The sequence below is a fragment of the Glutamicibacter soli genome, assembly GCF_003309065.1.
GTDB classification, from domain to species: domain Bacteria; phylum Actinomycetota; class Actinomycetes; order Actinomycetales; family Micrococcaceae; genus Glutamicibacter; species Glutamicibacter soli.
Genome location: NZ_POAF01000002.1, coordinates 1 through 21,775 on the forward strand (window position 1 = coordinate 1; position 21,775 = coordinate 21,775).

The 21,775-nt window shown below is 66.0% G+C and carries 22 protein-coding genes; 8 read left to right on the top strand and 14 right to left on the bottom strand.

From position 1 onward, the window contains the following. Window positions 1-468: 468 nt before the first annotated feature. The 5 genes from tyrS to argH all read right to left on the bottom strand — a co-directional run bounded on the left by tyrS (window position 469) and on the right by argH (window position 7,237). A complete protein-coding gene (gene tyrS / locus C1H84_RS03570) occupies window positions 469-1,788 on the bottom strand; it encodes a tyrosine--tRNA ligase (RefSeq protein ID WP_047121191.1) in 1,320 nt (439 codons plus the stop codon). A gap of 159 nt (window positions 1,789-1,947) precedes the next feature. Next, complete coding sequence (locus C1H84_RS03575) at window positions 1,948-4,227, bottom strand: HelD family protein (protein ID WP_113606572.1); 2,280 nt, start codon at window positions 4,225-4,227, stop codon at window positions 1,948-1,950. Between the two features lie 106 nt (window positions 4,228-4,333). After that, a complete protein-coding gene (locus C1H84_RS03580) occupies window positions 4,334-4,873 on the bottom strand; it encodes an adenine phosphoribosyltransferase (RefSeq protein WP_047121190.1) in 540 nt (179 codons plus the stop codon). A 106-nt stretch (window positions 4,874-4,979) separates the two neighbouring features. After that, the gene (locus C1H84_RS03585; protein ID WP_113606573.1) at window positions 4,980-5,720 is read right to left on the bottom strand and encodes a maleylpyruvate isomerase family mycothiol-dependent enzyme; all 741 of its coding nucleotides are present in this window, start codon (window positions 5,718-5,720) and stop codon (window positions 4,980-4,982) included. 98 nt (window positions 5,721-5,818) lie between these two features. Then, on the bottom strand, window positions 5,819-7,237 hold the full coding sequence (argH, locus tag C1H84_RS03590; RefSeq protein ID WP_053797737.1) for an argininosuccinate lyase: 1,419 nt from the start codon (window positions 7,235-7,237) through the stop codon (window positions 5,819-5,821). Between the two features lie 295 nt (window positions 7,238-7,532). Between argH and C1H84_RS03595 the strand changes: the two genes are divergently transcribed. Next, window positions 7,533-8,084: a macro domain-containing protein gene (locus C1H84_RS03595; RefSeq protein WP_113606574.1), complete on the top strand. Its 552-nt coding sequence runs from the start codon at window positions 7,533-7,535 to the stop codon at window positions 8,082-8,084. A gap of 321 nt (window positions 8,085-8,405) precedes the next feature. Here the strand turns inward: C1H84_RS03595 and C1H84_RS03600 are convergent, their stop codons facing one another. Genes C1H84_RS03600 through argC form a run of 6 tightly spaced genes read right to left on the bottom strand, consistent with a single transcriptional unit; the run spans window position 8,406 to window position 14,380 of the window. Next, window positions 8,406-8,909 carry an arginine repressor gene (locus C1H84_RS03600; protein WP_047121186.1) on the bottom strand — a complete coding sequence of 168 codons (504 nt, stop codon included), beginning with the start codon at window positions 8,907-8,909 and terminating at the stop codon, window positions 8,406-8,408. Window positions 8,910-8,911: 2 nt separating this feature from the next. Further along, window positions 8,912-9,871, bottom strand: a complete 960-nt coding sequence (gene argF, locus C1H84_RS03605) for an ornithine carbamoyltransferase (protein WP_113606575.1) — start codon at window positions 9,869-9,871, stop codon at window positions 8,912-8,914. Window positions 9,872-9,900: 29 nt separating this feature from the next. Then, entirely contained in the window at window positions 9,901-11,169 is a 1,269-nt protein-coding gene (locus C1H84_RS03610) for an acetylornithine transaminase (RefSeq protein ID WP_181728029.1), read from the bottom strand. Beyond that, window positions 11,166-12,104 (bottom strand): acetylglutamate kinase, encoded by a 939-nt coding sequence (gene argB / locus C1H84_RS03615; RefSeq protein WP_053797733.1) that lies wholly within the window; start codon window positions 12,102-12,104, stop codon window positions 11,166-11,168. The genes C1H84_RS03610 and argB overlap by 4 nt, the downstream gene beginning before the upstream one ends. A gap of 33 nt (window positions 12,105-12,137) precedes the next feature. Continuing rightward, the gene (gene argJ, locus C1H84_RS03620) at window positions 12,138-13,310 is read right to left on the bottom strand and encodes a bifunctional glutamate N-acetyltransferase/amino-acid acetyltransferase ArgJ (RefSeq protein ID WP_047121221.1); all 1,173 of its coding nucleotides are present in this window, start codon (window positions 13,308-13,310) and stop codon (window positions 12,138-12,140) included. 38 nt (window positions 13,311-13,348) lie between these two features. Beyond that, a complete protein-coding gene (gene argC / locus C1H84_RS03625) occupies window positions 13,349-14,380 on the bottom strand; it encodes an N-acetyl-gamma-glutamyl-phosphate reductase (RefSeq protein WP_113606576.1) in 1,032 nt (343 codons plus the stop codon). A gap of 178 nt (window positions 14,381-14,558) precedes the next feature. Here argC and C1H84_RS03630 point away from each other — a divergent pair, with 178 nt between their 5' ends. From C1H84_RS03630 to C1H84_RS03640, 3 genes are all read left to right on the top strand, one after another. After that, window positions 14,559-15,527, top strand: a complete 969-nt coding sequence (locus tag C1H84_RS03630; RefSeq protein ID WP_052772615.1) for a quinone oxidoreductase family protein — start codon at window positions 14,559-14,561, stop codon at window positions 15,525-15,527. A gap of 78 nt (window positions 15,528-15,605) precedes the next feature. Continuing rightward, window positions 15,606-15,890: a hypothetical protein gene (locus C1H84_RS03635; RefSeq protein WP_146955848.1), complete on the top strand. Its 285-nt coding sequence runs from the start codon at window positions 15,606-15,608 to the stop codon at window positions 15,888-15,890. Between the two features lie 62 nt (window positions 15,891-15,952). Continuing rightward, window positions 15,953-16,870 carry an amidohydrolase family protein gene (locus C1H84_RS03640; protein ID WP_047121181.1) on the top strand — a complete coding sequence of 306 codons (918 nt, stop codon included), beginning with the start codon at window positions 15,953-15,955 and terminating at the stop codon, window positions 16,868-16,870. 68 nt (window positions 16,871-16,938) lie between these two features. Here the strand turns inward: C1H84_RS03640 and C1H84_RS03645 are convergent, their stop codons facing one another. From C1H84_RS03645 to C1H84_RS03655, 3 genes are all read right to left on the bottom strand, one after another. Further along, window positions 16,939-18,453, bottom strand: coding sequence for a DUF5129 domain-containing protein (locus tag C1H84_RS03645; RefSeq protein WP_113606577.1), 1,515 nt, complete (start codon window positions 18,451-18,453; stop codon window positions 16,939-16,941). A gap of 216 nt (window positions 18,454-18,669) precedes the next feature. After that, window positions 18,670-19,050, bottom strand: coding sequence for a hypothetical protein (locus tag C1H84_RS03650; protein WP_053797728.1), 381 nt, complete (start codon window positions 19,048-19,050; stop codon window positions 18,670-18,672). Continuing rightward, a complete protein-coding gene (locus C1H84_RS03655) occupies window positions 19,047-19,391 on the bottom strand; it encodes a PadR family transcriptional regulator (protein WP_047121178.1) in 345 nt (114 codons plus the stop codon). The genes C1H84_RS03650 and C1H84_RS03655 overlap by 4 nt, the downstream gene beginning before the upstream one ends. Window positions 19,392-19,722: 331 nt before the next feature. On the opposite strand from C1H84_RS03655, the gene C1H84_RS03660 reads away from it, so the two are divergent. From C1H84_RS03660 to C1H84_RS03670, 4 genes are all read left to right on the top strand, one after another. Then, window positions 19,723-20,247 carry a phosphoribosyltransferase gene (locus tag C1H84_RS03660; protein WP_047121177.1) on the top strand — a complete coding sequence of 175 codons (525 nt, stop codon included), beginning with the start codon at window positions 19,723-19,725 and terminating at the stop codon, window positions 20,245-20,247. A gap of 82 nt (window positions 20,248-20,329) precedes the next feature. Then, window positions 20,330-20,560 (top strand): GNAT family N-acetyltransferase, encoded by a 231-nt coding sequence (locus C1H84_RS18470; protein ID WP_244910832.1) that lies wholly within the window; start codon window positions 20,330-20,332, stop codon window positions 20,558-20,560. Further along, on the top strand, window positions 20,529-20,837 hold the full coding sequence (locus C1H84_RS03665; RefSeq protein WP_342352841.1) for a GNAT family N-acetyltransferase: 309 nt from the start codon (window positions 20,529-20,531) through the stop codon (window positions 20,835-20,837). Before C1H84_RS18470 ends, C1H84_RS03665 begins: the two co-directional genes overlap by 32 nt. A gap of 322 nt (window positions 20,838-21,159) precedes the next feature. Then, window positions 21,160-21,765, top strand: a complete 606-nt coding sequence (locus C1H84_RS03670; protein ID WP_113606579.1) for a class I SAM-dependent methyltransferase — start codon at window positions 21,160-21,162, stop codon at window positions 21,763-21,765. Window positions 21,766-21,775: the final 10 nt, after the last annotated feature.

The following is a 21,775-nucleotide window of genomic DNA, read 5'->3' on the forward strand; positions in this document are numbered from 1 at the left end:
GGTGATGAAATCCTGGCGAATAAAAACACTCGGAACAACACACGGGGGTGCATCATCCCAAGCAAAATGTTTCGTATTCACCAAACAAAAAATAATTTGGTATCAACAAACTTGGCACACTATTGAGTTCTCAAACAACAAACACTCTCGACACCGCATTCCGAACCCGAAGGGTTCGAGCTGCTTCGCTCCGGAGCAACTTTTCAAGCTTACCACCTCGTTGACCAGTGTCAACTCGGCGTTCCAAGCCTGTTCGCTTCGCGTTGACTTCCCGTCCGTTTCCGTTCGGTCCGTGTCAGCGGCACGAGATAAAACTTTACACGCCCTGTACCCCCACGCAAAATCCGCCTAGTACTCCCGGAAACTAACCCATTTACCAGTCTGACTAGGTATTTCATGTTTCGGGTACAACAAAACCGCCAAAAAAGTGTGGTGGTTCACAGATTCTTTGGCGGTTTTGCTTGGTTTTTACTTAGTCAGTTCGACGACAGCCATGTTCTTCTTGCCGCGGCGAACGATGGCGTAGCGGCCATGGAGGAAGTCGGCTTCAGACAGTTCGCTGTCGATGCCCTCGACCTTTTCGTTGTTCACGTAGGCGCCGCCCTCGCCGACGGTGCGTCGCGCAGCAGACAAGCTCTCGCTGAGGCCCGAAGCGTGCAGCACGTTCAGGATGCCGAGGTCGTCGGCCGCCACCTGGACGATTGGCAGTTCGGCAATCACTGCCTGCAGGGTCGACAAGTCGATCTCGCCCAGTTCACCATTGCCGAAGACCGCGGCGGAAGCAGCGATCACCTTGGTGGTGGCGTCTTCGCCGTGCACCAGGCTGGTTACCTGCCAGGCAAGCTCGCGCTGGGCCTGGCGCTTGAACGGACGCTCGGCAACTTCCACAGCCAAGGCCTCGATCTGTTCGCGCGACATGAAGGTAAAGACCTTCAGACGGTCGATCACATCTGCATCGGCGGTGTTCAGCCAGAACTGGTAGAAGGTGTACGGGGAGCACATCTCCGCATCCAGCCAAATCGCGTTGCCCTCGGACTTGCCGAATTTGGTGCCGTCCGAGTTGGTGATCAGCGGGGTACCGTAGGCGTAGGCGGACTTGCCCTCCACCTTGCGGATCAGGTCGGTGCCGCTGGTCAGGTTGCCCCACTGGTCCGAGCCACCAGTCTGCAGGGTGCAGCCGTACTGGCGGTACAGCTCCAGGTAGTCGTAGCCCTGCAGCACCTGGTAGGAGAACTCGGTGTAGCTGATGCCCTCGTCGGAGTTCAGGCGCGCGGCCACGATCTCCTTCTTGATCATCGTGCCCACGCGGAAGTACTTGCCCACGTCGCGCAGGAAGTCCAGGGCGGACAGCGGCGCGGTCCAGTCCAGGTTGTTGACCAGGCGCACCGCGTTCTCGCCCTCATTGGACAGGAAGCGCGAGACCTGAGCCTGCAGCTTGGCAACCCACTCGGTGACGGTCTCCTTGGTGTTCAAGGTGCGCTCGGCTGTCTGGCGCGGATCACCGATCAGACCGGTGGAACCGCCCACCAGTGCCAGCGGCTTGTGGCCTGCCAGCTGCAGGCGGCGCATGTTCAGCAGCTGCACCAGGTTGCCTAGGTGCAGCGACGGCGCGGTGGGGTCAAAGCCGCAATAGTAGGTAATGGTCTCCTCGGACAGCGCCCGCTCCAGCTCGGCCTCGTCGGTGGACACGTGCACCAGGCCGCGCCACTTCAGCTCCTGCCAGACATTCGCGAAGGAGGAATCATTACTCTGTCCCGCAATAACGGGATTCTGATTGGTTTCAGACATGCTAACTTTGACCATTTTTCTGTCTATGTTCTGCCCCTTTGCTCCCGCTGCTTCCAGCGGAAGTTCACTACGGCGCAGCCAGTTGGGGTTTCCTGGCGTGCGCACTTCCTAGATTATCGGTTCGCGGCGGCTGTATGCCAGTTCGCGCGGCCGACGCTCCTAGGCTTCCATCCCCTCGGGCAGCTCGCCGGTGTAAACCACGCGCAAGCGCTGGGTGGTGCGGGTCATCGCCACGTACAGGTCCCCCACTCCCCCGTCGACCTCGGCCACCAGCTGCTCGGGTTCCAAGATGATCACGCTGTCGAATTCAAGGCCCTTGGATTCGCGGGCGGAAATCACCACGATGTCCTGGCTCAACCCGCCGGAGCCTTCCCCGACACGGTCCCCGTAGGCTGCGGAAATCACGTCGCGCGTATGGGCCAGCTGGTCCTGCGGGACGATGACCGCCTGCAGGCCTCCGGCGGAATACTCCAATTCCTCGGCCAAGGCCGCGCGCAACGTGTCATCCAGCTGCGCGCCCGTGGTCTTGGTCAGCAGCGGAGGCCAGTCGCCCTCGCGCACGGCGCGCGGGGTGGTGATGTTCAGCCCGGCGGCCTGGGCCACGCGCACCGCGGCGTCGGCGATCTGCGCCGGCGTGCGATAGTTGACCGTCAGCTCCTCCAAGGTGAAGCGTTCGCCGAAGAACGGCGACAGCGCCTGCGCCCAGCTGGTCGCGCCCGAGGCCGCGGAGGTCTGGGCGATGTCCCCCACGATGGTGAAGGACTTGATCGGGCAGCGGCGCAGCAGCAGGCGCCACTGCATGGGCGAGAGCTCCTGCGCCTCGTCCACCACGATGTGCCCGTAGGCCCAGGTGCGGTCGGCGACCGCACGCTCGGCTGCGGTCTGGCGGGCGGCGGTCTCCTGGTTGACGCCGGCGACCTGCTCCGCGGTGACCACCCCGTCGATGCCTGCGTTTTCCAGCATGGTATGCATGTTCACCAGCGCGGCCTGCGCGTTTTCCACGTCGCGGTCGTACTGGGCCTGGTTGCTGGCGGCGTGCGGGTCCTCGAACTCGCCCAGCAGCTCGGCGGCCTCGTCAAGAAGCGGCACGTCGGCCTCGGTGAACGGCGCATCGACGCGGCGGTAGAGCGCGTCGCGGTCGGCTTCGGAAAGCTTCGGCGCGGCGGCGGCCAGCAGGTGCGGGTTGGCGAACAGCTCGCGCACCAGCTTCTGCGGGGTCATCGGCATCCAGCACAGGTTCAGCGCCACGCGCACGTCCCAGGACTCGCGCACTTCCTGCGGCAGGTAGGAGCGGTCGGTGGTCGAGGACTGCCCGGCCGATTCCTCCAGCTTGCGGCGCAGCTGCTCGGCCAGGTCCCCCACGAGCACCTTCACGAAGGTTTCGCGGGCCTGGTTGTACGGCTTGTGGGTGTGGCGGGCGCGTTCGCGCGCGTTGAGCACCATCTTGCGGGTCAACGTCAGCCGCGTGCCTTCGACCACCACGGTGCGGTCCTCGGGAAGCACGCGCTGGCGGTTGCGCACGGCGGCGGAGATGACCCGGGCCATGGAGGGCCGGCCCTTGAGCCGGGCCACGGTGCGGTTGGTTTCCGGCACTGCCTGCACCCCGTGGTACAGCTCGCCCACGGAGGACATGACCACGCCGGTCTCGCCCAGCGAGGGCAGCACGCGCTCGATGTAGCGCATGAAGGAATTCGAGGGCCCGACGATCAGCACGCCGGTGTTCTTCAGCCGTTCGCGGTATTCGTAGAGCAGGAAGGCGGCGCGGTGCAGCGCCACGGCGGTCTTGCCGGTGCCCGGCCCGCCCTGGACCACCACTGCCCCGGGCAGCGGCGCGCGGATAATGGCGTCCTGCTCGGCCTGGATGGTGCCCACGATGTCGCCCATGCGGCCGGTGCGCTTTTCGCGCAGCGCCGCCATGAGCGCGCCTTCCCCGTGGTGGGTGTGGCCCTCGTCAAGCCAGGTCTCGTCCAGCACGTCGTCCTCGATGCCTGCCACGGTGCGCCCGGAGAGCATCAGGTGGCGGCGGCGGCGCACGCCGCGCGGGTTCAGCGCGGTCGCCTGGTAGAACGGCGCGGCCTCGGCGGCGCGCCAGTCGATCATCAGCCGGTTGAGGTCCTCGTCGCTCAGGCCGATACGCCCGATGTAGCGGATGCGGTTCTCCTCCGCCTGGGGATCCCCGTTGGAGCCGTTGGCCGCGGCCATGTCCAGGCGGCCGAAGACCAGCCGGTCCTGCACTGCATCCAGCTGCGCGATGCGGTCCTCGTACAGGGTCGCGAAGGAGTCGCGCTCGGACATGTTCTGGAAGCTGCCCACGGCGCCCTGCGCCCGGGTGCGTCCGAGCTGCTCCACCTTTTCGGCGCGCAATTCATCAAGCCTTGCGTACAGTTTCCCCACGTACTCGGTCTCGACGGACAGATCCTGTTCGATCGTTTCGGACAACCCAGTTTCCCCTTGCGCTAAATTCACAGGACAGACAATTCTACGCGTGCCGCGGCGGCGGCCGGTAATCCGCTTCGCGGGCGGCGTAACCAGCCGACGTGTTACTTCAGGAGTGCACCAGCTGCAGCGAGACGACCTCGTGCCCGTCCAGCTTGGCGCGGCCGTCTAAGCCGTCGAGTTCCAGCACCACGCCGATGCCCGCGACCACGGCGCCGGTCAGCTCGACCAGGCGCACCGCCGAGCCCACGGTGCCGCCGGTGGCCAGCACATCGTCCAGAATCAGCACCCGGGTGCCCGGGGCGATCTCGTCGCGGTGCATTTCCAGGCAGCCGGAGCCGTATTCCAGGGTGTATTCGTCGCGGTAGACCTCGCGCGGCAGCTTGCCTGCCTTGCGGATGGTCAGCATTCCCTTGCCGGAGGCGTAGGCGGCCGCCGCGGCGAGCACGAAACCGCGGGCCTCCAGCCCTGCCACGATGTCGAACTGGCCCTCGAACGGGGCGATCAGTTCGTCGACCATGCGGCGCAGGCCCGTTGGGTCCGCGAAGACCGGAGTCAGGTCCTTGAATGAAATTCCGGGCTGCGGGTAGTCGGGGACAATCGCGCACAAACGGTCCAGCAGGTCGGTAATGCTCTCAGTAGTATTCACGCCTCACAATTTTAGCCGTACTCGGGGCTCTTCGAACCACGCGGCTTAACTGCCTCGGCCGCAGTTCCCGGAAGGGAACTGCGGCCTCGGTTTCGGCGGCCCGGCGCTAGCGGTTCATCAGCCGGTCGCTCGGCCAGGGCAGCAGCTCGGGGTAGTCGGCGGCGTCCGCGGCCGCGGTGGCCTGCACCGGACCGGCGGCCGGACGGCCGGCAAGCCATGCTGCCAGATCAAACTCGGTTCCGGAGAGCACCCAGGAGTTCTCCCCGGCGCCCAGCACCACCGGGGACTTGCCGTGGGGCTGCAGCACCAGGCGGTCCTCGGAAGGCACCCGGGCGGCCAGCGCGCGGAAGAGATGCTCAGAGAATTCGGCCGGCCAGCTGGAAGCAGGGCGCACGAACTCGTCAAGGTCGGTGGCGTGGATCAGCATCTCTCGCCAGGTGGCGTACATCATGTCCGCAACCTTCGCGCCGGGGCGGTAGCCCACCGATTCCTCCCACTTGCCGGCGGCGGAAGGCAGCACCTCGCGCAGCTCGGCCAGCGCGGTGTTGGTCAGCTCCAGCAGCGCCTCGGGGCGCATCAGCGCTGTCATGTTGATGGACTCGATGCGGCCGGCCGCTCCCCCGTCGTACATTTCCAGCGGCGGTTCCTGCCCGGCGCGCTCGAACTGGCGGCGGGCTGCCTTCGCGAAGGAGGCCAGGTGCGCAATGAGCTGGGCGGTGCTCCAGCCCGGCAGCGAACTGGCCTTGGGGTAGTTCTGGAAGTCGACGCCGCGCACCTGTTCGCGCAGCTCATCCAATGCGGTGGTGACCTGAGAAATGAGTGCGTCCGGCGCCAGTATCTGTGTCATGACCCACACTGTATCGCGAGTAGGGCTTAAATGCGTAGGCGGCCGGATCCGCGCCGCATGATTCCTGCGGTGCGGCTCCGGCCACCGGCCGGTCCAGGCTACTTGGCGATCCAGCCGCGGACCTCGTCAAGCTGGCGCTCGAACTCGGTGATCTGCTGCGCGACAGCGCTCGGGGCGGTGCCGCCCTGGCCGTTGCGGGCGTTGAGCGAGCCCTCGGTGGAGAGCACTTCGCGCACCGCCGGGGTCAGGTGCTCGGAGATGCCTGCATAGTCCTCGTCGCTCAGGTCCCACAGCTCCACGCCGCGCGATTCGGCCAGCTGCACGGCGGCGCCGGAGAGCTCGTGGGCGTCGCGGAACGGCACGCCCTGGCGTACCAGCCACTCGGCGATGTCGGTGGCCAGCGCGAAGCCCTGCGGGGCCAGGCCGGCCATGCGCTCGGTGTTGAAGGTCAGGGTTTCGATCATGCCGGCCACGGCGGGCAGCAGGATTTCAAGGGTGTCCGCTGCGTCGAACACCGGCTCCTTGTCTTCCTGCAGGTCGCGGTTGTAGGCCAGCGGCAGCGCCTTCAGGGTGGCCAGCAGGCCGGTCAGGTCGCCGATCAGGCGTCCTGCCTTGCCGCGGGCGAGCTCCGCGATGTCCGGGTTCTTCTTCTGCGGCATGATCGAGGAGCCGGTGGAGAAGGCGTCGTGCAGCTTCACGAAGCTGAATTCCTTGGTGGCCCAGAGGATGACCTCTTCGCTCACGCGGGACAGGTCCACGCCGATCATCGCGGCGATCCAGGAGAACTCGGCGAACACGTCGCGGGCGGCGGTGCCGTCGATCGAGTTGAACACGGCTGAGTCGAAGCCCAGCTCGTCGGCCACGAAGTTTGGGTCCAGGCCCAGGGTCTGGCCGGCCAGCGCGCCGGAGCCGTACGGGGAGACTGCAGCGCGCTTGTCCCAGTCCACGAAGCGCTGCACATCCCGCAGCAGCGGCCAGGCGTAGGCCAGCAGCAGGTGCGAGAGCAGGATCGGCTGGGCGTGCTGCAGGTGGGTGCGGCCCGGCATCGGCGCGTACGGGTGGGCCTTGGCCTGGCCCAGCAGCGCGTCGAGGGTGTCAATGACGCCGCCGGCGATGATACGGGCGTGGTCGCGCAGGAACATGCGGCCCAGGGTGGCGATCTGGTCGTTGCGCGAGCGTCCGGCGCGCAGCTTGCCGCCCAGCTGGGTGCCGGCGCGCTCAAGCAGCCCGCGTTCCAGCGAACCGTGCACGTCCTCGTCGGAGTGCGCGGCGGTGTAGGTGCCGTCCAGCACGTCGGCCTCGAGCTTGTCCAGCGCGGAAATCATGTCGGCCAGTTCCTGCTCGGTGAGCAGGCCGGCACGCTGCAGCACCTTGGCGTGGGCGCGGGAGCCGGCGATGTCGTAGCTGGCCAGGCGCCAGTCGAAGTGGGTGGATTTACTCAGCGCGGCCATTGCGTCCGCGGGACCGTCGGAGAAACGGCCGCCCCAGAGCGATCCTTCATTTGTTGACGAGGCCATGGCTCGTTCCTTTCTGCTGCCCGGATTCCGCCGCGCGCCCAACCGGTTTCGCCGGCGGGCGCGGTGGAGTTTATTTCGCTGAATCCTACTCTAGCAAAGGTTTATGCAATGTTGCTCATAAATATGCATCAACCGCAGGTGAGTTCCCCCAGGCCTTGCGAAACCACTCCTGTGGAAAGTGGAAGAAGTCCCGTCGCGCTCGCCAACAGTTGGCGGCTTCCCTCTTCCACGAAGCATGACCCCGGCGTAAGGTGAAGCCATAGTCGTATACGGATACGTCGTTGGAGGAAATCAAATGGATATCCAGTTGTTCCGCGGTGACATCACCACCCTGAGCGTGGACGCCATCGTCAACGCAGCCAACCCGTCCCTGCTCGGCGGCGGAGGCGTGGACGGTGCCATCCATGCAGCCGCGGGTCCGGCCTTGCTGGCCGCATGCCGCGAAGTCCGCGCCAATCGCTATCCTGACGGCATTCCCTCGGGTGTCGCCGTGGCAACCAAGGCGGGAAACCTCAAGGCCAAGTGGGTCATCCACACGGCAGCCCCGAACCTGGCCCTGATCAAGCCGAACCCCAAGATCCTGGCCGATTGCTTCAAGAACTCCTTGTATGTGGCAGCCCGCCACGAGGCGCATTCGATCGCCTTCCCCGCGCTGGGCGCCGGGGCATTCCGCTGGGATCCCAAGCAGGTTGCGCAGATCGCCTTCACGGCCATCAACGAGTGGGTCCAGACCAACAAGCACATCTCCCCGATCCACCGGATCGTCCTGGTCGCCTACAACGACGAAGTGCAGGCGGCCTTCGAGGAAGCCTTCACGCTGAACGCCGTCGAGGAGCTGGCAGCCTAGCAGCGCGCGGCTCCCAAAGCCGCTCATGATGCACAATAGCCGCCGCGGACCGCAAGGTGCGCGGCGGCTTCGCTGTCTTGGCAGCGCGATTGCCGGGCACCGCCCGGGCGCACCGGCCGCGCTTGGGGGATGCTGCGGCGCGGGCCCGGACGGCTAGGACGGCCGCGCCGGGCAAGGCGCCCGCGGTACCGCGGGCAGGGCCGCGGCCGCCCATGCACCGATGATGGCGCACCGAGCGCGGGCGCAACGATGCCGGGCGCAGAATGTGGATAACATTCCGCGCCCGGCATCGTCATTGGGCTGCGGAGGATCCGCCGTGTTCTAGCTCGGCTCGGCCAGCTGCAGGAAGCGGGCGGCCACCTCGGCGCCGCCGTCCACCTGGCGGGTGGTGACCATGATGGTGTCGTCCCCGGCGATGCAGCCGAGGATGGAAGGCATCTGCGAGTGGTCGATGGCCAGGGCCAAAAGGTTCGCGGCGCCCGGAGGGGTGCGCAGCACCACGATGTTCCCGGAGGCCTCGGCGGTGACCAGCTGCTCGGCGCAGATCTTGGCCAGCCGGGCGTCCAGCACCTCCTGGGTGATGGCGGTCTGCGGAGAGCGGTCCCCGCCTTCCTGCCGCACCGCGTAGATCAGCTGGCCCAGGTTGTCGCGGATGCGCACCGCGCCGATTTCCACCAGGTCGCGCGAGAGCGTGGCCTGGGTGACTTCCAGCCCGTCGTCCTTGAGCAAGCCAAGCAGCTCGGCCTGGGACTTGACCGAGTTGTTGCCCAGGAATGCGCGGATGCGCGCCTGGCGGGCGGTTTTAGTACTGGGCTGCGAAGCCATGTTTACAGCTCCACCCTGGGGTCTTCGGCCAGGCCGGAGGCGACCATGAGCCAGGTCATGACCGCCTTCTGCGCGTGCACGCGGTTCTCGGCCTCGTCGAAGACGACCGACTGCGGGCCGTCGATGACCTCTGCCTCGATCTCGTAGCCGCGGTAGGCCGGCAGGCAGTGCAGCACAATGGCGTCGTCCTTGGCGTGCTTCATCGCCGCGGAGGTGACCGAGTAGTCGGTGAACAGCTTCAGGCGCGCTTCCTTCTCCTCTTCCTGGCCCATGGAGACCCAGGTGTCGGTGGCGACCACGTCGGCGTCCGCCAGCGCGGCGGCGGCGTCGGTGGTGATGGTGACCGAGCCGCCGGTCAGCGCGGCGCGCTCCTGCGCCGCGGCGACGATGGAGGCCGCCGGCAAGTAGCCTTCCGGTCCGGCGATGGCCACGTGCATGCCCGCGGTGACCCCGGCCAGCAGGTAGGAGTTGGCCATGTTGTTGGCAGCGTCGCCCAGGTAGGCCATCTTCAGGCTTGCCAGCGCGCCCTTGTGCTCGCGCACGGTGAGCAGGTCGGCGATCAGCTGGCAGGGGTGGTAGTCGTCGGAGAGCGCGTTGATCACCGGCACCGAGGAGTTCGCCGCCATTTCCTCCAGGCCCGACTGGGCGTAGGTGCGCCACACGATGGTGGAGACCATACGCTCGAGCACCTTGGCCGAGTCGGAGATGGACTCCTTGTGGCCCAGCTGGGACTCGGCGGAGTTGATGATCAGCGGGGAGCCGCCCAATTCGGCGATGCCGGCGTGGAAGGAGACCCGGGTGCGGGTGGAGGTCTTGTCGAAGAAGACCGCGACGGTCTGCGGGCCGGCGTACGGGGTGAAGCCGTACTTGTCGGCCTTCATGGCCAGTGCCAGGTCCAGCACCTTGGTCTGCTCGGCCTGGGTGAAGTCCAGGTCGGTCAGGAAGTGGCGGGTTGCGCTCATGGTGTGTTCCTTAAAGTCTGAGGTGGTTCTTAGGCTGCGGCAGCGGCCAGCAGGCCGGGCAGCGCCGCGATGAAGGTGGCCAGCTGCTCGCGGGTGATGACCAGCGGCGGGGCCAGGCGGATGGTGCGCTCGTCGGTGGCGTTGATGATGAAGCCGGCGTCCAGCGCGGCGGCGACCATCTTCGGCGCCGAGCCGTTCAGCAGCTCGAAGGCGTTGAGCAGGCCGGCGCCGCGCACCGCGCCCACGCCGTGAACGCCTGCCAGCTGCTCGCGCAGCCAGGCGCCGGTCTCGCGCACGTGGGCCAGCAGGTTGTCCTTTTCGATGGTGTGGATGACCGCCAGGCCGGCGGCGCAGGCCACCGGGTTGCCGCCGAAGGTGGTGCCGTGGTCGCCCGGGGTCAGCCAGGAGGTGTTGGCCTCGCCAAAGACGATCATCGCGCCGATCGGGAAGCCGCCGCCCAGGCCCTTGGCCAGAGTCATCACGTCCGGAATCACCGGCGCGGAAGCGAAGAACTCGCCGGTGCGGCCCATGCCGGTCTGCACCTCGTCGAAGACCAGCAGCGCGCCGGCCTCGGTGGTGATCTCGCGGGCCGCCTGCAGGTACTCGGCGGACAGCTCCAGTACACCCGCCTCGCCCTGGATCGGCTCGATGAACACTGCCGAAACGGTGTGGTCCACCGCCTCGCGCAATGCCTGGATGTCCCCGGCGGGGATCCAGGTGACGTTCTCGGGCAGCGGCGCGAACGGGGCGCGGTACTTCTCCTTGTAGGTCAGCGACAGCGCACCCAGGGTACGGCCGTGAAAGGCATGCTCCAGTGCGATCACCTTGGTGCGCGGCGCCTGCTCGGTGCCCGCGTTGCGGCGGGTGAGCTTCAGCGCCGCCTCGTTGGCCTCAGTGCCGGAGTTCGCGAAGAACACCTTGGAGCCGGCCGGGGCGGCGGAGATCTGCAGCAGCTTCTCGGCCAGCGCGATCTGCGTGGGCGAGGTGAAGAAATTGGAGACATGCCCCAACGTGGCAAGCTGCGAGGTGATCACGGAAGTCAGCAGCGGGTTGCTGTGGCCCAAGGTGTTCACCGCGATGCCGCCGAGCAAATCCAGGTACTGGTTGCCGTCGGCGTCCCACACGTGGCAGCCGGCCCCGCGCACCAGCACGCGCTGCGGCGCGCCGAACACGCCTAGCAGGCTGTTGGAGTAGCGCTCGGCCAGCGCGGCCGATGACTGGTTGCCCAATCCGGCCAGGTCGGCGGCCTGGGAGTTCCCGCTCGGTGTTGCTTCGGTTGCGGCGGCGCTCTCGCTCACTTCTGGTCCTTCTGGTTTGTTGGTGCGGCGGGGACCACCTGGGTACCCACGCCGGCGGTGGTGAAGATTTCTAGCAGCATTGAATGCGGTTCGCGGCCATCCACGATGTGGGCCTGGCCCACGCCGGAGTCCACGGCGTCCAGGCAGGCGCCCATCTTGGGGATCATGCCCGATTCCAGGGACGGCAGCATCTCGCGCAGCTCGTCGGTGCTCAGCGAGGTGATCAGCGAGGACTTGTCGGGCCAGGCGCTGTACAGGCCCTCCACGTCGGTGAGGATCACCAGCTTGGAGGCGCCCAGCGCGGTGGCCAGGGCGCCGGCGGCGGTGTCGGCGTTGACGTTGAGCACCGCTCCGGTCGGTTCGCCCTCGGCGTCGAATTCCGGAGCCACGGTGGAGATCACCGGGATCATCCCTGCGTCGATGAGCGAGTCCACCTGGTCGGTGCGCACGCGGGTCACCTCGCCGACCAGGCCCAGGTCCACGGGCAGACCGTCGATGATGGTGCCGGTGCGGATGGCCTGCAAGGTGGCGCCGTCCTCCCCTGACATGCCCACCGAGTAGGGGCCGTGCGAGTTGATCAGGCCGACCAGGTCGCGCTGGACCTGGCCGGTGAGCACCATGCGCACCACGTCCATGGCTTCGGGGGTGGTCACCCGCAGCCCGCCGCGGAATTCCGACTCGATGCCCAGGGTGTCGAGCATCTTGTTGATCTGCGGGCCGCCGCCGTGCACCACCACCGGGTTGATCCCGGCGTGGCGCAGGAACACGATGTCCTCCGCGAAGGCGCGGCGCAGCTGCTCGTTGACCATGGCGTTGCCGCCGTACTTGATGACCATGGTGGTGCCGGCGAAGCGCTGGATCCAGGGCAGGGCCTCGATCAGCGCCTCGGCCTTGCGCTGGGCCAATCCGACGTCGGTGCGGGTGTTCTCAGGCATGTGCTCTTCCTTTGTCCTCGTCGAGGGACGGGCCTAGCTGGAGTAGGCGGAGTTCTCGTGGACGTAGTCGTGGGTCAGGTCGTTGGTCAGCACCGTGGCCTGCGCGGTGCCCGCGTTCAGGTCGATGTCGATGGTGACGTTGCGATCTTCCAGCGAAACCAGCGAGCGGTCCTCGCCCACGCCGCCGTTCTTGCAGACCCAGACGCCGTTGATGGCGACATTCAGCTCGTCCGGTTCGAAGGCGGCCTGGGTGGTGCCGACCTCGGAGAGCACGCGTCCCCAGTTCGGGTCCTTGCCGAAGACCGCGGTCTTGACCAGGTTCGAGCGCGAGACGGCCTTGGAGACCTCCAGGGCGTCGGCCTCGGTGGCGGCGTTGAAGGTGCGGATCGCGATGGTGTGCTCCGCGCCCTCGGCGTCGTCGATCAGGCGGGCTGCCAGCTCCTGGCAGGCGTCGGTCAGCGCGGCGGTGAATTCGGCGGCGTCCGGGGTGATGCCCGAGGCGCCGGAAGCCAGCAGCAGCACGGTGTCGTTGGTGGACATGCAGCCGTCGGAGTCGGCGCGGTCGAAGCTCATCGCGGTGGCGCTGCGCAGCGCGGCGTCCAGCTGCTCGCTGGTGAGCGCCGCGTCGGTGGTCAGCACGACCAGCATGGTGGCCAGCGCCGGGGCGAGCATGCCCGCGCCCTTGGCCATGCCACCGATGATGACCTGGCCGGTGGTGGAATCCCCCACCACGCGGCTGACCTGCTTGGAGACCGAGTCCGTGGTCATGATGCCGGCGGCGGCCTGGTCGGAGGCGTCCTGGGTACCGGCCAGCGCGGCGGCGGCCGCGGCGATGCCCGGCAGCAGCTTGTCCATCGGCAGCTGCTGTCCGATCAGGCCGGTGGAGGCCACTGCGACGTCGCCGGCGGAAACCTTCAGCAGGTCCGCCACGTATTCGGCGCTGCGGTGGGTGTTGCCGAAGCCCTCGGCGCCGGTGCAGGCGTTGGCGCCGCCGGAGTTCAGCAGCACCGCGTCGATGCGGCCGTCGGCCAGCACCTGGCGGGACCACTTGACCGGGGCGGCTGCCACGCGGTTGGAGGTGAAGACGCCGGCTGCGGCGAAGTCGGGTCCGAGGTTGCGCACCAGGACCACGTCGTTCTTGCCGGTGGACTTCAGGCCCGCCGGCACGCCGGCGGCGGTGAAGCCCGCCGGGGCGGTGACGCCCAGGGCGTTGGCGGATGGGTGGGTATTGGTGTGGGCGAGGCTCACGGGGCGACTCCTTGCATGAGCAATCCGGTGTTTTCTTCCAGTCCCAGCGCGATGTTCATCGACTGGACTGCGGCACCTGCGGTGCCCTTGGTCAGGTTGTCCAGCGCCACCGAGACGATCACGCGGTTGGCGTGGGTGTCGAAGGCCAGCTGCAGCTGGACGTGGTTGCTTGCCTGCACCGCGCCGGTGGTCGGCCACTGGCCCTCGGGCAGCAGGTGGACGAACAGCTCGTTGTCGTAGGCCGCGGCCCAGGCCTCGCGCAGCTGCGCTTCGGTGACCCCGGGCTTCACCTTGGCGGTGGCGGTGGTCAGGATGCCGCGCGGCATCGGGGCGAGCGTCGGGGTGAAGGAGACGGTCACCGGTTCGCCGGCCAGCTTGGAGAAGCCCTGTTCCATCTCCGGGATGTGGCGGTGCACGCCGCCCACGCCGTAGGTGCTCATGGAGCCCATGACCTCGGCGCCCAGCAGGTGGGTCTTGGCGCTCTTGCCGGCACCGGAGGTACCCGAGGCGGACACGATCACCACGTCGTCCGGTTCCAGCAGATTGGCCGCGAAGCCGGGAGCCAGCGAGAGCTGGCCACCGGTCGGGTAGCAGCCGGGCACCGCGATGCGCTTGGCGCCGACCAGCTTTTCGCGCTGTCCGGGCAGCTCGGGCAGGCCGTAGGGCCAGGAACCGGCGTGCTTGGTGCCGTAGAACTTCTCCCAGGCCTCGGCGGATTCCAGGCGGAAGTCGGCTCCGGCGTCGATGACCAGGGCGGATTCGGGCAGCTGCTCGGCCACGGCGGCGCTGGCGCCGTGCGGCAGGGCCAGGAAGACGACGTCGTGCCCGGCGAGGTTTTCCACGGTGGTGTCCACCAGGACGCGGTCGGCGAGCGCGTGCAGGTGCGGGGCGATGCCGCCCAGGCGCTGCCCGGCCTGGGAATGCGCAGTGATGGCGCCAATTTCTACGTCGGGGTGGGCGGCCAGGATGCGCAGAACCTCGCCACCGGCGTACCCGCTGGCACCGGAGACAGCAACTGAAATCGTCATGACCAGAGCTTACCGCAAAATATGCATACAGGCTAATAAATATTCATAACTTAGTTTGTCATGAAGTCCGACATGGGCGCTTTCGACCAACCACCATGCAGGCTCGAGTCATAGACTGGGCCTAGCAGTGGCCCGGGCGATGCGGGCCGACGTCAATCTTCCACAGGAGCGCTCCCCCATGCAGCAGCAAGCCATACTCGTTGCCGAACCCTCGGATGCCAAGGGGCTGGTTCTGGGACAGGCGCCCATTCCGTCCGCGGGGCCGGGGCAAGTGCAGGTGAAGGTCGCCGCCGCCGGAGTCAACTTCATCGAAACCTACCAGCGCAGCGGCGTCTACAAGGTCGACTACCCGTTCACCCCGGGCTCGGAGTTCTCAGGAGTCGTCACCGAAGTCGGGCAGGGAGTGCAGAACTTCGCCGTCGGCGACCGGGTCGCGACCGCCTCCGGCACCGCCGGCTACGCCCAGTACGCGGTAGTCGATGCCGCACGGGCGGGCCACGTTCCCGCCGGCGTAGACCTGCAGGTGGCCGCCGCGCTGCCGCTGCAGGGCATGACCGCCCACTACCTGGTGAATTCGAGCTACATCGTGCGCGAGGGAGATGTCATCCTGACCTACGCCGGCGCCGGCGGCGTGGGACTGCTGTTGACCCAGCTGCTCAAGCTCAAAGGCGCTACGGTGATCACCACCGCCAGCACCCAGGAGAAGAAGGACTTGGCCAAGGCGGCCGGTGCGGACTACGTGGTGGACTACGGCCAGGTGGCTCAGACCGTCGAAAAGGTCACCGACGGCCAGGGGGTGCATGCGGTCTACGACGGCATCGGCAAGGACACCTTCGAGACCTCGCTGACCGCGCTGCGCCGCCGCGGCACCCTGGTGCTGTTCGGCGGAGCCAGCGGCCAGGTGCCGGACTTCAACCTCCAGCGGTTGAACGCCGGCGGCTCGCTGACCGTCACCCGACCGAAGCTCGACGACTTCATTGCCACCGAATACGAAATGCACTGGCGTTTCGGCGACATCTTCCGCTGGGCCTCCGAAGGCAAGCTGGATGTGCGCATCGGCGCGAGCTTCCCGCTGTCCGAGGCCGCGGCGGCCCACACCGCATTGGAGTCCCGCAGCACCACGGGCAAGGTGCTGCTCGTTCCCTAGCCTCGGCGCCGCGGCTGCGGGGCCTGTGCCCCCCCGGCAGGCGGCCTCCCGCCATAATCGACTACCTTGAATGAGCTGTTGGCTTCACTGGCGATGTCCTGGCTCCTGGGTGCGGGCCTGTTCCTGCTGTTGTTCTACGCAGTGTTCAGTGCCAAGTCCGAGAATTCGGATGGCGGCCACGGCCGCCACGTGCATCGGAACCGGCAAAACTCGGCGCGGGCCAAGGCCATCCAGCGCACCAGCATGCGCCAGCGCTTCGCCAATGACTTTTCCTCCTTCGGCGTCGTCGACTGGGCACTTTTTGCCGGAGCGCTGTGCTTCCTGGCTTTCGCCGTCGCCCGGACCGCGGCGCTGCTGGACTGATCCGGCCTCCGGCCCGCGGCCGGCCCTCATTTCCCCGTACCGACAACCCACGGAGTTCACCAGTGGAACATCTTCCCCGGGAGCAACGAAGCCCCGCCAATGATGCCGAGATCAAGGACTACCTGCACCGACTGGGCCTTCCGGGGCTGATCGACCTGCATGTGCATTTCATGCCGCAAAACGTGCTGGACAAGGTCTGGGCATTCTTCGATGGCCGCGAAGCGGATGGCGACCTGCCGTGGCCGATCAGCTACCGCACCGACGAGGCGCAACGCGTCGCGACCCTGGAGCAGCTGGGCGTCGCCCGGTTCAGCACCCTGAACTATGCGCACCGCCCGGGCATGGCCGACTGGCTGAACGAGTACTCGAAGAACTTCGCGGCGCTCCATCCGCAGGCCATCGCCTCCGGGACCTTCTATCCCGAGGAGGGCACCGAACAGCAGGTCAGGGACTGCCTCGAATCGGGCGTCGAGGTCTTCAAGATCCACGTCCAGGTCGGAAACTTCGATCCCAACGATCCGCAGCTGGATCGGGCCTGGCAGCTGGTGGCCGAAGCCCGCACCCCGGTCATCATCCACTGCGGCAACGGCCCGCACAAGGGGCAGCACACCGGCATCGAGCCCATCCGCCGGCTGCTGGCGCGCCATGAGGACTTGGTGCTGGTGATCGCCCATGCGGGGTTGCCTGACTACAGCGAGTTCGCCGAGCTGGCGCTGGAGCACCCGAACGTCTATCTCGACACCACCATGCTGGCCACCGATTTCACGGAGCAGTTCGCGCCGATGCCCGAAGGCTACCGCGCACTGCTGGCGCAGCTGGCAGGCAAGGTCGTGCTCGGCACCGACTTCCCCAATATCCCCTACCCCTACAGCCACCAGCTCCAGGCCCTCGACGCCCTGGGCCTGGGCGAGCAGTGGATGCGCGAGGTCCTCTGGGAAACGCCGCAGCGCCTGCTGGCCCAGGTGCGCGCGGCGGTCTAGCCAGCTCGGGCGACCGGCGCAGATCGAGCCGGTGCGGCCACCTGCTCGACAACTTCGGGTGCAGCGCCCTAGAAACGGGAGGAACCGCCGGCGCCGGAGAAACTGCCGCCTCCGGAGTAACCGGTGGAGACTCCGGAGGACGAGCTGGCCGCCTGGCGGGAACTGTCCACTGCCTTGACCGCGGATTGATAGCCGATGTTGAAAGCACTGACCCGCCAGAAGAATTCTGCCGGGCTGGTGACGTCCAGGATCGACCCGCCGCTGCGGGTTCCGGTGGAGGCGTAGCGTTGCTTGCGCAGCTTCGCGCGCATTTGCTTTTCTTCGGCCTCGGACTTGGCGTAGGCGCCGATCCGCGCGGCCGCGTAGGCGTCGAGGCGTTTGGTTAATTGCTTGCGCAGTTCGCTGAGCCGGTCCAGGGCGGTATCGACATCGATCACCTGCGCGGCCAAGTCCGTGCCGACGGCCTGCACTTCCTGCTGCGCCGTGTCGGCGAATGAGCGCAGCGCGCTCCCGGCCGGGCCCAGCTTCTTGTCCGGGCCGCCGAGCAACTCGGGGAGTTCCGCCAGGTCTTCAAGGATCGGAGCCGTCTGCGCCCGCCAGGCCTCTTGCCACGTGGCAGACCTGGTGTAGAGCGCTGCGGCGGCGATGATCGCGTCATCGGTCGCGTCCAGCTGCTGGGCGGTATCGATGAAGTCCTTGGACAGGGCGACACCGGAGCCGGAGGAGCGGGTTTTCTTCGTCGCGGCTTCAAGCTCCTGTTGCCGGGCGAACAACGTGCGGTACTTGGCCATGAAATCGGCGAAACGACGTTCCAGATCCGCCGCATGGCGCGAGCCGGTCGGCAAGGTACGGGCGGACAGCTCGGTGGTATCTAAATCCATGGTCACATTGCTTAGATGCTCCCGTCCGGTGCTGAGGTTCGCTTCGAACTCCTTGCGCCGTGAAGCCCTGACACCGAGAACCACCAAACCCGTCGCTCCCGCGGCGCCGCCGGCGACACCGGTGGTGATCCACAGGGCGGGGTTCTTGTACCATGGTCGGTTCATGATCTTCGCGCCCTTGGCGCCAACGGCGATCACGCCGTCGGTCCAGCGCGAGAGGTTGAAGTCCTCATATCCTGCCTCGTGGATGGATTCCATCTGGCTCGTTGAAACCTTGCGGTCTTCGCCGAAGTAGGTTCCGATCTGGCCGTCGCCGTGTCCCTCAACCGAGAGTGTGATGATGAAGTATCCGTCGGCCCAATAGTCGCCGTAGTCCTCGGCATCTTGCGAGATCCATTCAGGATGCTCCTCCCGGGCGAACGCGAGTGTTTCGCTGTTGATGTCGTCGGAGTATTCGCCTTGGCGGGAGAAGACCGCAACCTTTGTAGGCTCGTTGAAATCGATGCTTGAGAGGGCGTCCTTGATCTTCTCATCATTGAGGACATCGGCCGTGTCGTAGACGCTGATGCCCTCCAGATTCGCTCCGGCGGCGACGCCGATCGTTGAACTGCTGGCAGCAGCTGCCGGCAGTCCCGGGGCTAGCCCCAACAGGACCACGGCCGCCGCGGCAGAGCATCGAGTCAAAGAGTGGCGAAATTGCATGTGCAGAACTCCGGTCCAATAGCAGGTCGATCATCGCAACAATGGCTTTAAGCCATCGTATCGGCTATTTCAAACGAAGTCTTGAACCTCAATTGCATTCCCAACTGACCACGCAGTTCGGATGGCCGCCGCGGGCCACGCTGAGGATGAAGCGGCCGGACCCAAGCGGCGCGAAGCCATTGTCCCGGATCGCTCGTCTCGCGAACGGCAATCGCACTACGAGACTCGGGCAGGCCGGAAGTAGTCCACCAGGAATCCAAGGAGCAAACCCGCGGCGATGACGGCGAGCGCTGGCAGGATCACCAGAGGGCCGACATAATCCCGGATATCGATCCCCGCGAGCGGTTTGCCGAAGAAGGCGAAAAGCAGGTACACGATCGCCAGCACCATGCCGACGCTGGCAATGGCCCGGCCCTGCGTGCGCCGCTTTCGTTTCGGGAACTGCTTGGCGTACTCCTCGGCAGGGCCGAATTCCGTCTCGACGGAGGTTCCCGCTGTGTTCTCATAGGACCGAACCTCTTTGAGCGTCTCAGCGATCTCCGCTTCAGTCATGCCCTGCATCCGCAGGTTGAAGGCCAGCTTCCGTTCGTAGTTCATGATTTCTCCTGGCTGGTCGTTCGGATGCTGGTCAAGGCCCGGGTCATGCCGGTCCACGCGGCTTCAGCACGCAGAAGTTCCGCCTCGCCCTGCGGCGTGAGCTTGAAGAGCTTGCGCGGAGGTCCCGCGTGCTCGTGCGTCCACAGGTGCTGCGTAAGCTTCTGTTCGTCCAACCGCTTCAGCAGCGGGTACAGCGTCCCACCCTTGATCCGCGCAAAACCGTGCTGGCGAAGCTTCTCGGCAATGGCGTACCCGTGGTTCTCCCCATGGCTCAGCACCGCAAGCACCGCCTGCGGCAGCGCGGCCCGCGTCAGTTCCGGATAGTCTTCAAAATCTTCCATCCTTAGATATCCTCACTAGCCAGGTAGCCTTACAACCCAATTCGCTGAATATAGCTCTCAGGGATGATCAGCTCCCCACTGCCCTGCGCCACTCGGCGCAAGACTCCCCGTGCCCCGCCGGCAGCTCGGACTCGCACGCGGGAGCGCAGATCGACGGTATATCAGAGATGCGGGTAACACTTCGTCCGGAACCGATGGCCTTGCAGACTTTCGAATTCAACGCTTCGTCGCATATCAGACCAGCAATAATGATGGGAGAAGAACCAAGAAATCCGAAAGGATGAAACCCTTTCATGTCAATGCGTGTTACAAGTGGTTGTAAAATCGGAGGATGACTAGCATTGACGATTCCGGCGCAGCCGTACTTCCTGAAGCCGAACGCGAAGTTCTCACCTGGGACACCTTCGGTGTGGCATCCCGCGAACTGGCACAGACCGTTGTCGACAGCGGTTTCGAGACCGACGTAGTCGTGGCCATCGCCCGCGGCGGACTGCTGTTGGCCGGTTCCATCGCCTACGCCTTGGGCGCCAAGGCCTGCGGTGCCCTGAACGTGGAGTTCTACACCGGCATTGGCACGGTTCTTGAGGAGCCAGTGGTGCTTCCTCCGATGCTGGACGAGGGCGCGCTGCACGGCAAGAACGTGCTGCTCGTTGACGACGTCTCGGATTCCGGCCGCACCCTTGCCAAGGTCGTCGACCTCATCTCCGAATGGGGCGCAAACGTCAAGACCGTTTGCCTCTACACCAAGCCGCGCACCATCATGGTTCCCGACTACGAATGGCGCCGCACCGACAAGTGGATCACCTTCCCATGGTCGGATTTGCCACCTGTCGAGAAGACCGTATCCGGCAGCTAGAACCGGCAAAGCACTCTGCTGACATGCCGAGGAATGCGAACCCTTCGTTCCATTCCTCGGCATTCACTTTTAAACTTGTCCCATGACAGAACCCGTGCGTTTGATGCCCTTTTCCACAGCGGATCATGATTTCCTGGCCAAGCTCGCCAGTGATCCGCGTGTCACGGCCTTTACCGGCGACGGCAGGCCGTGGACGGGCCCCTATCTTTCGCGACGAATGGAGCAGGCGCTGCAGGATCCGGGCGTCCAATGGTTTATCGCTTGGCAGGGAAAGGACTCCGGTGGGATTCTTCACCGCAACGCGCAAGCCTGAAGCAAGTGAAATCGGCTATTGGGTTGACCCGCAGTTCTGGGGACGGAGCATCGCCGGCCACATGATCCCCCAAGGCGTGTCATTGCTGGCCGACCAGGGCGCCACGGCGTTTATCGCCAGGGCATTAAGGAACAATACCGGTTCGCTCAAGTTGCTGGAGCGCTACGGATTCACCACGCAGGGCACCGATGCCGAGGACCTGGTCACCCTGGCCCTGCGGATCGCCCCGAATACCTACCGCTCGGCAGACTCCGAAGTTTCGGAAGACGGCTTGTAGCCGTCCCTGAATTCTTGTTCGCGCTGCTGGTCCTGCGCTGGTTCGTCCAGATGCGTTCCCGCACCGCGCTGGATCAGCAGCACCGCGCCCCACGCAATGGCGATAGCCGCCACGACAGCCATCGCTCCCAAAACCACAACGAGCAGGCAAGCCCCCGTTTTCCGCGCAGCAGACATGGGTTCCCCTTTCGCACCGAATCAACCCAAGCCACAAGTCTAGCCCGTGGACAAGGCCGGCCGTTCACGCGTTCGCATCCTAGCTAGGACGGGCTTCCTGGGATGATAATGCTCTGCATACCTCAATTACGGCGGAGGGGATCACCATGGAAATCAACTACGGCTTGTATTACCGCTTGGGCTTGCACCCCTGGGAACACTACGCCAAGCTCCACCTCGCCAACTTCGAGCATCAGCTGCAGGTCGAAATCGAGCAGCATGCAGGTGCATCCCCTGGTGTTCTCCCCCGGGCCATTGATCTCGGCTACGGCAGCGGGATCCACTGCCGCCGCATGGCCGCGGCAGGTTTCGAGGTAGTCGGCGTGGATGCGCAGCAGCGGGCCCTGGTCCGTGCCCGTGACCAGGCCGGGCCGCACGAGACCTACGTACAGGCCGACGTGACAGACCTGTCCGAGCTGACGCCTGGGTTCAATTTCTTCCTGGATTCCGGGTGCCTGCAAGGTCTGGTAGGCGAAGCCCGCAGCCGCTACGGGCATGCGGTCGGCCGGCTGGCCGCGCCAGGCGCGACGTTCCTGGCCTTGCAATTCGGCAACTCCCGATTCAACTCGTTCATCGGAGGGATCTCCCGCGAAGAGCTGCAGGACGTCCTTCCCCAGTGGGCGCTGATCGACGACTACCCAGCCGAAACCCGCGAGCTGGGCTGGTTCCAGAAGCAATCCCGGCCGCACTGGTACCGATTCCTGTACCGCTAGCGGGCAAGGG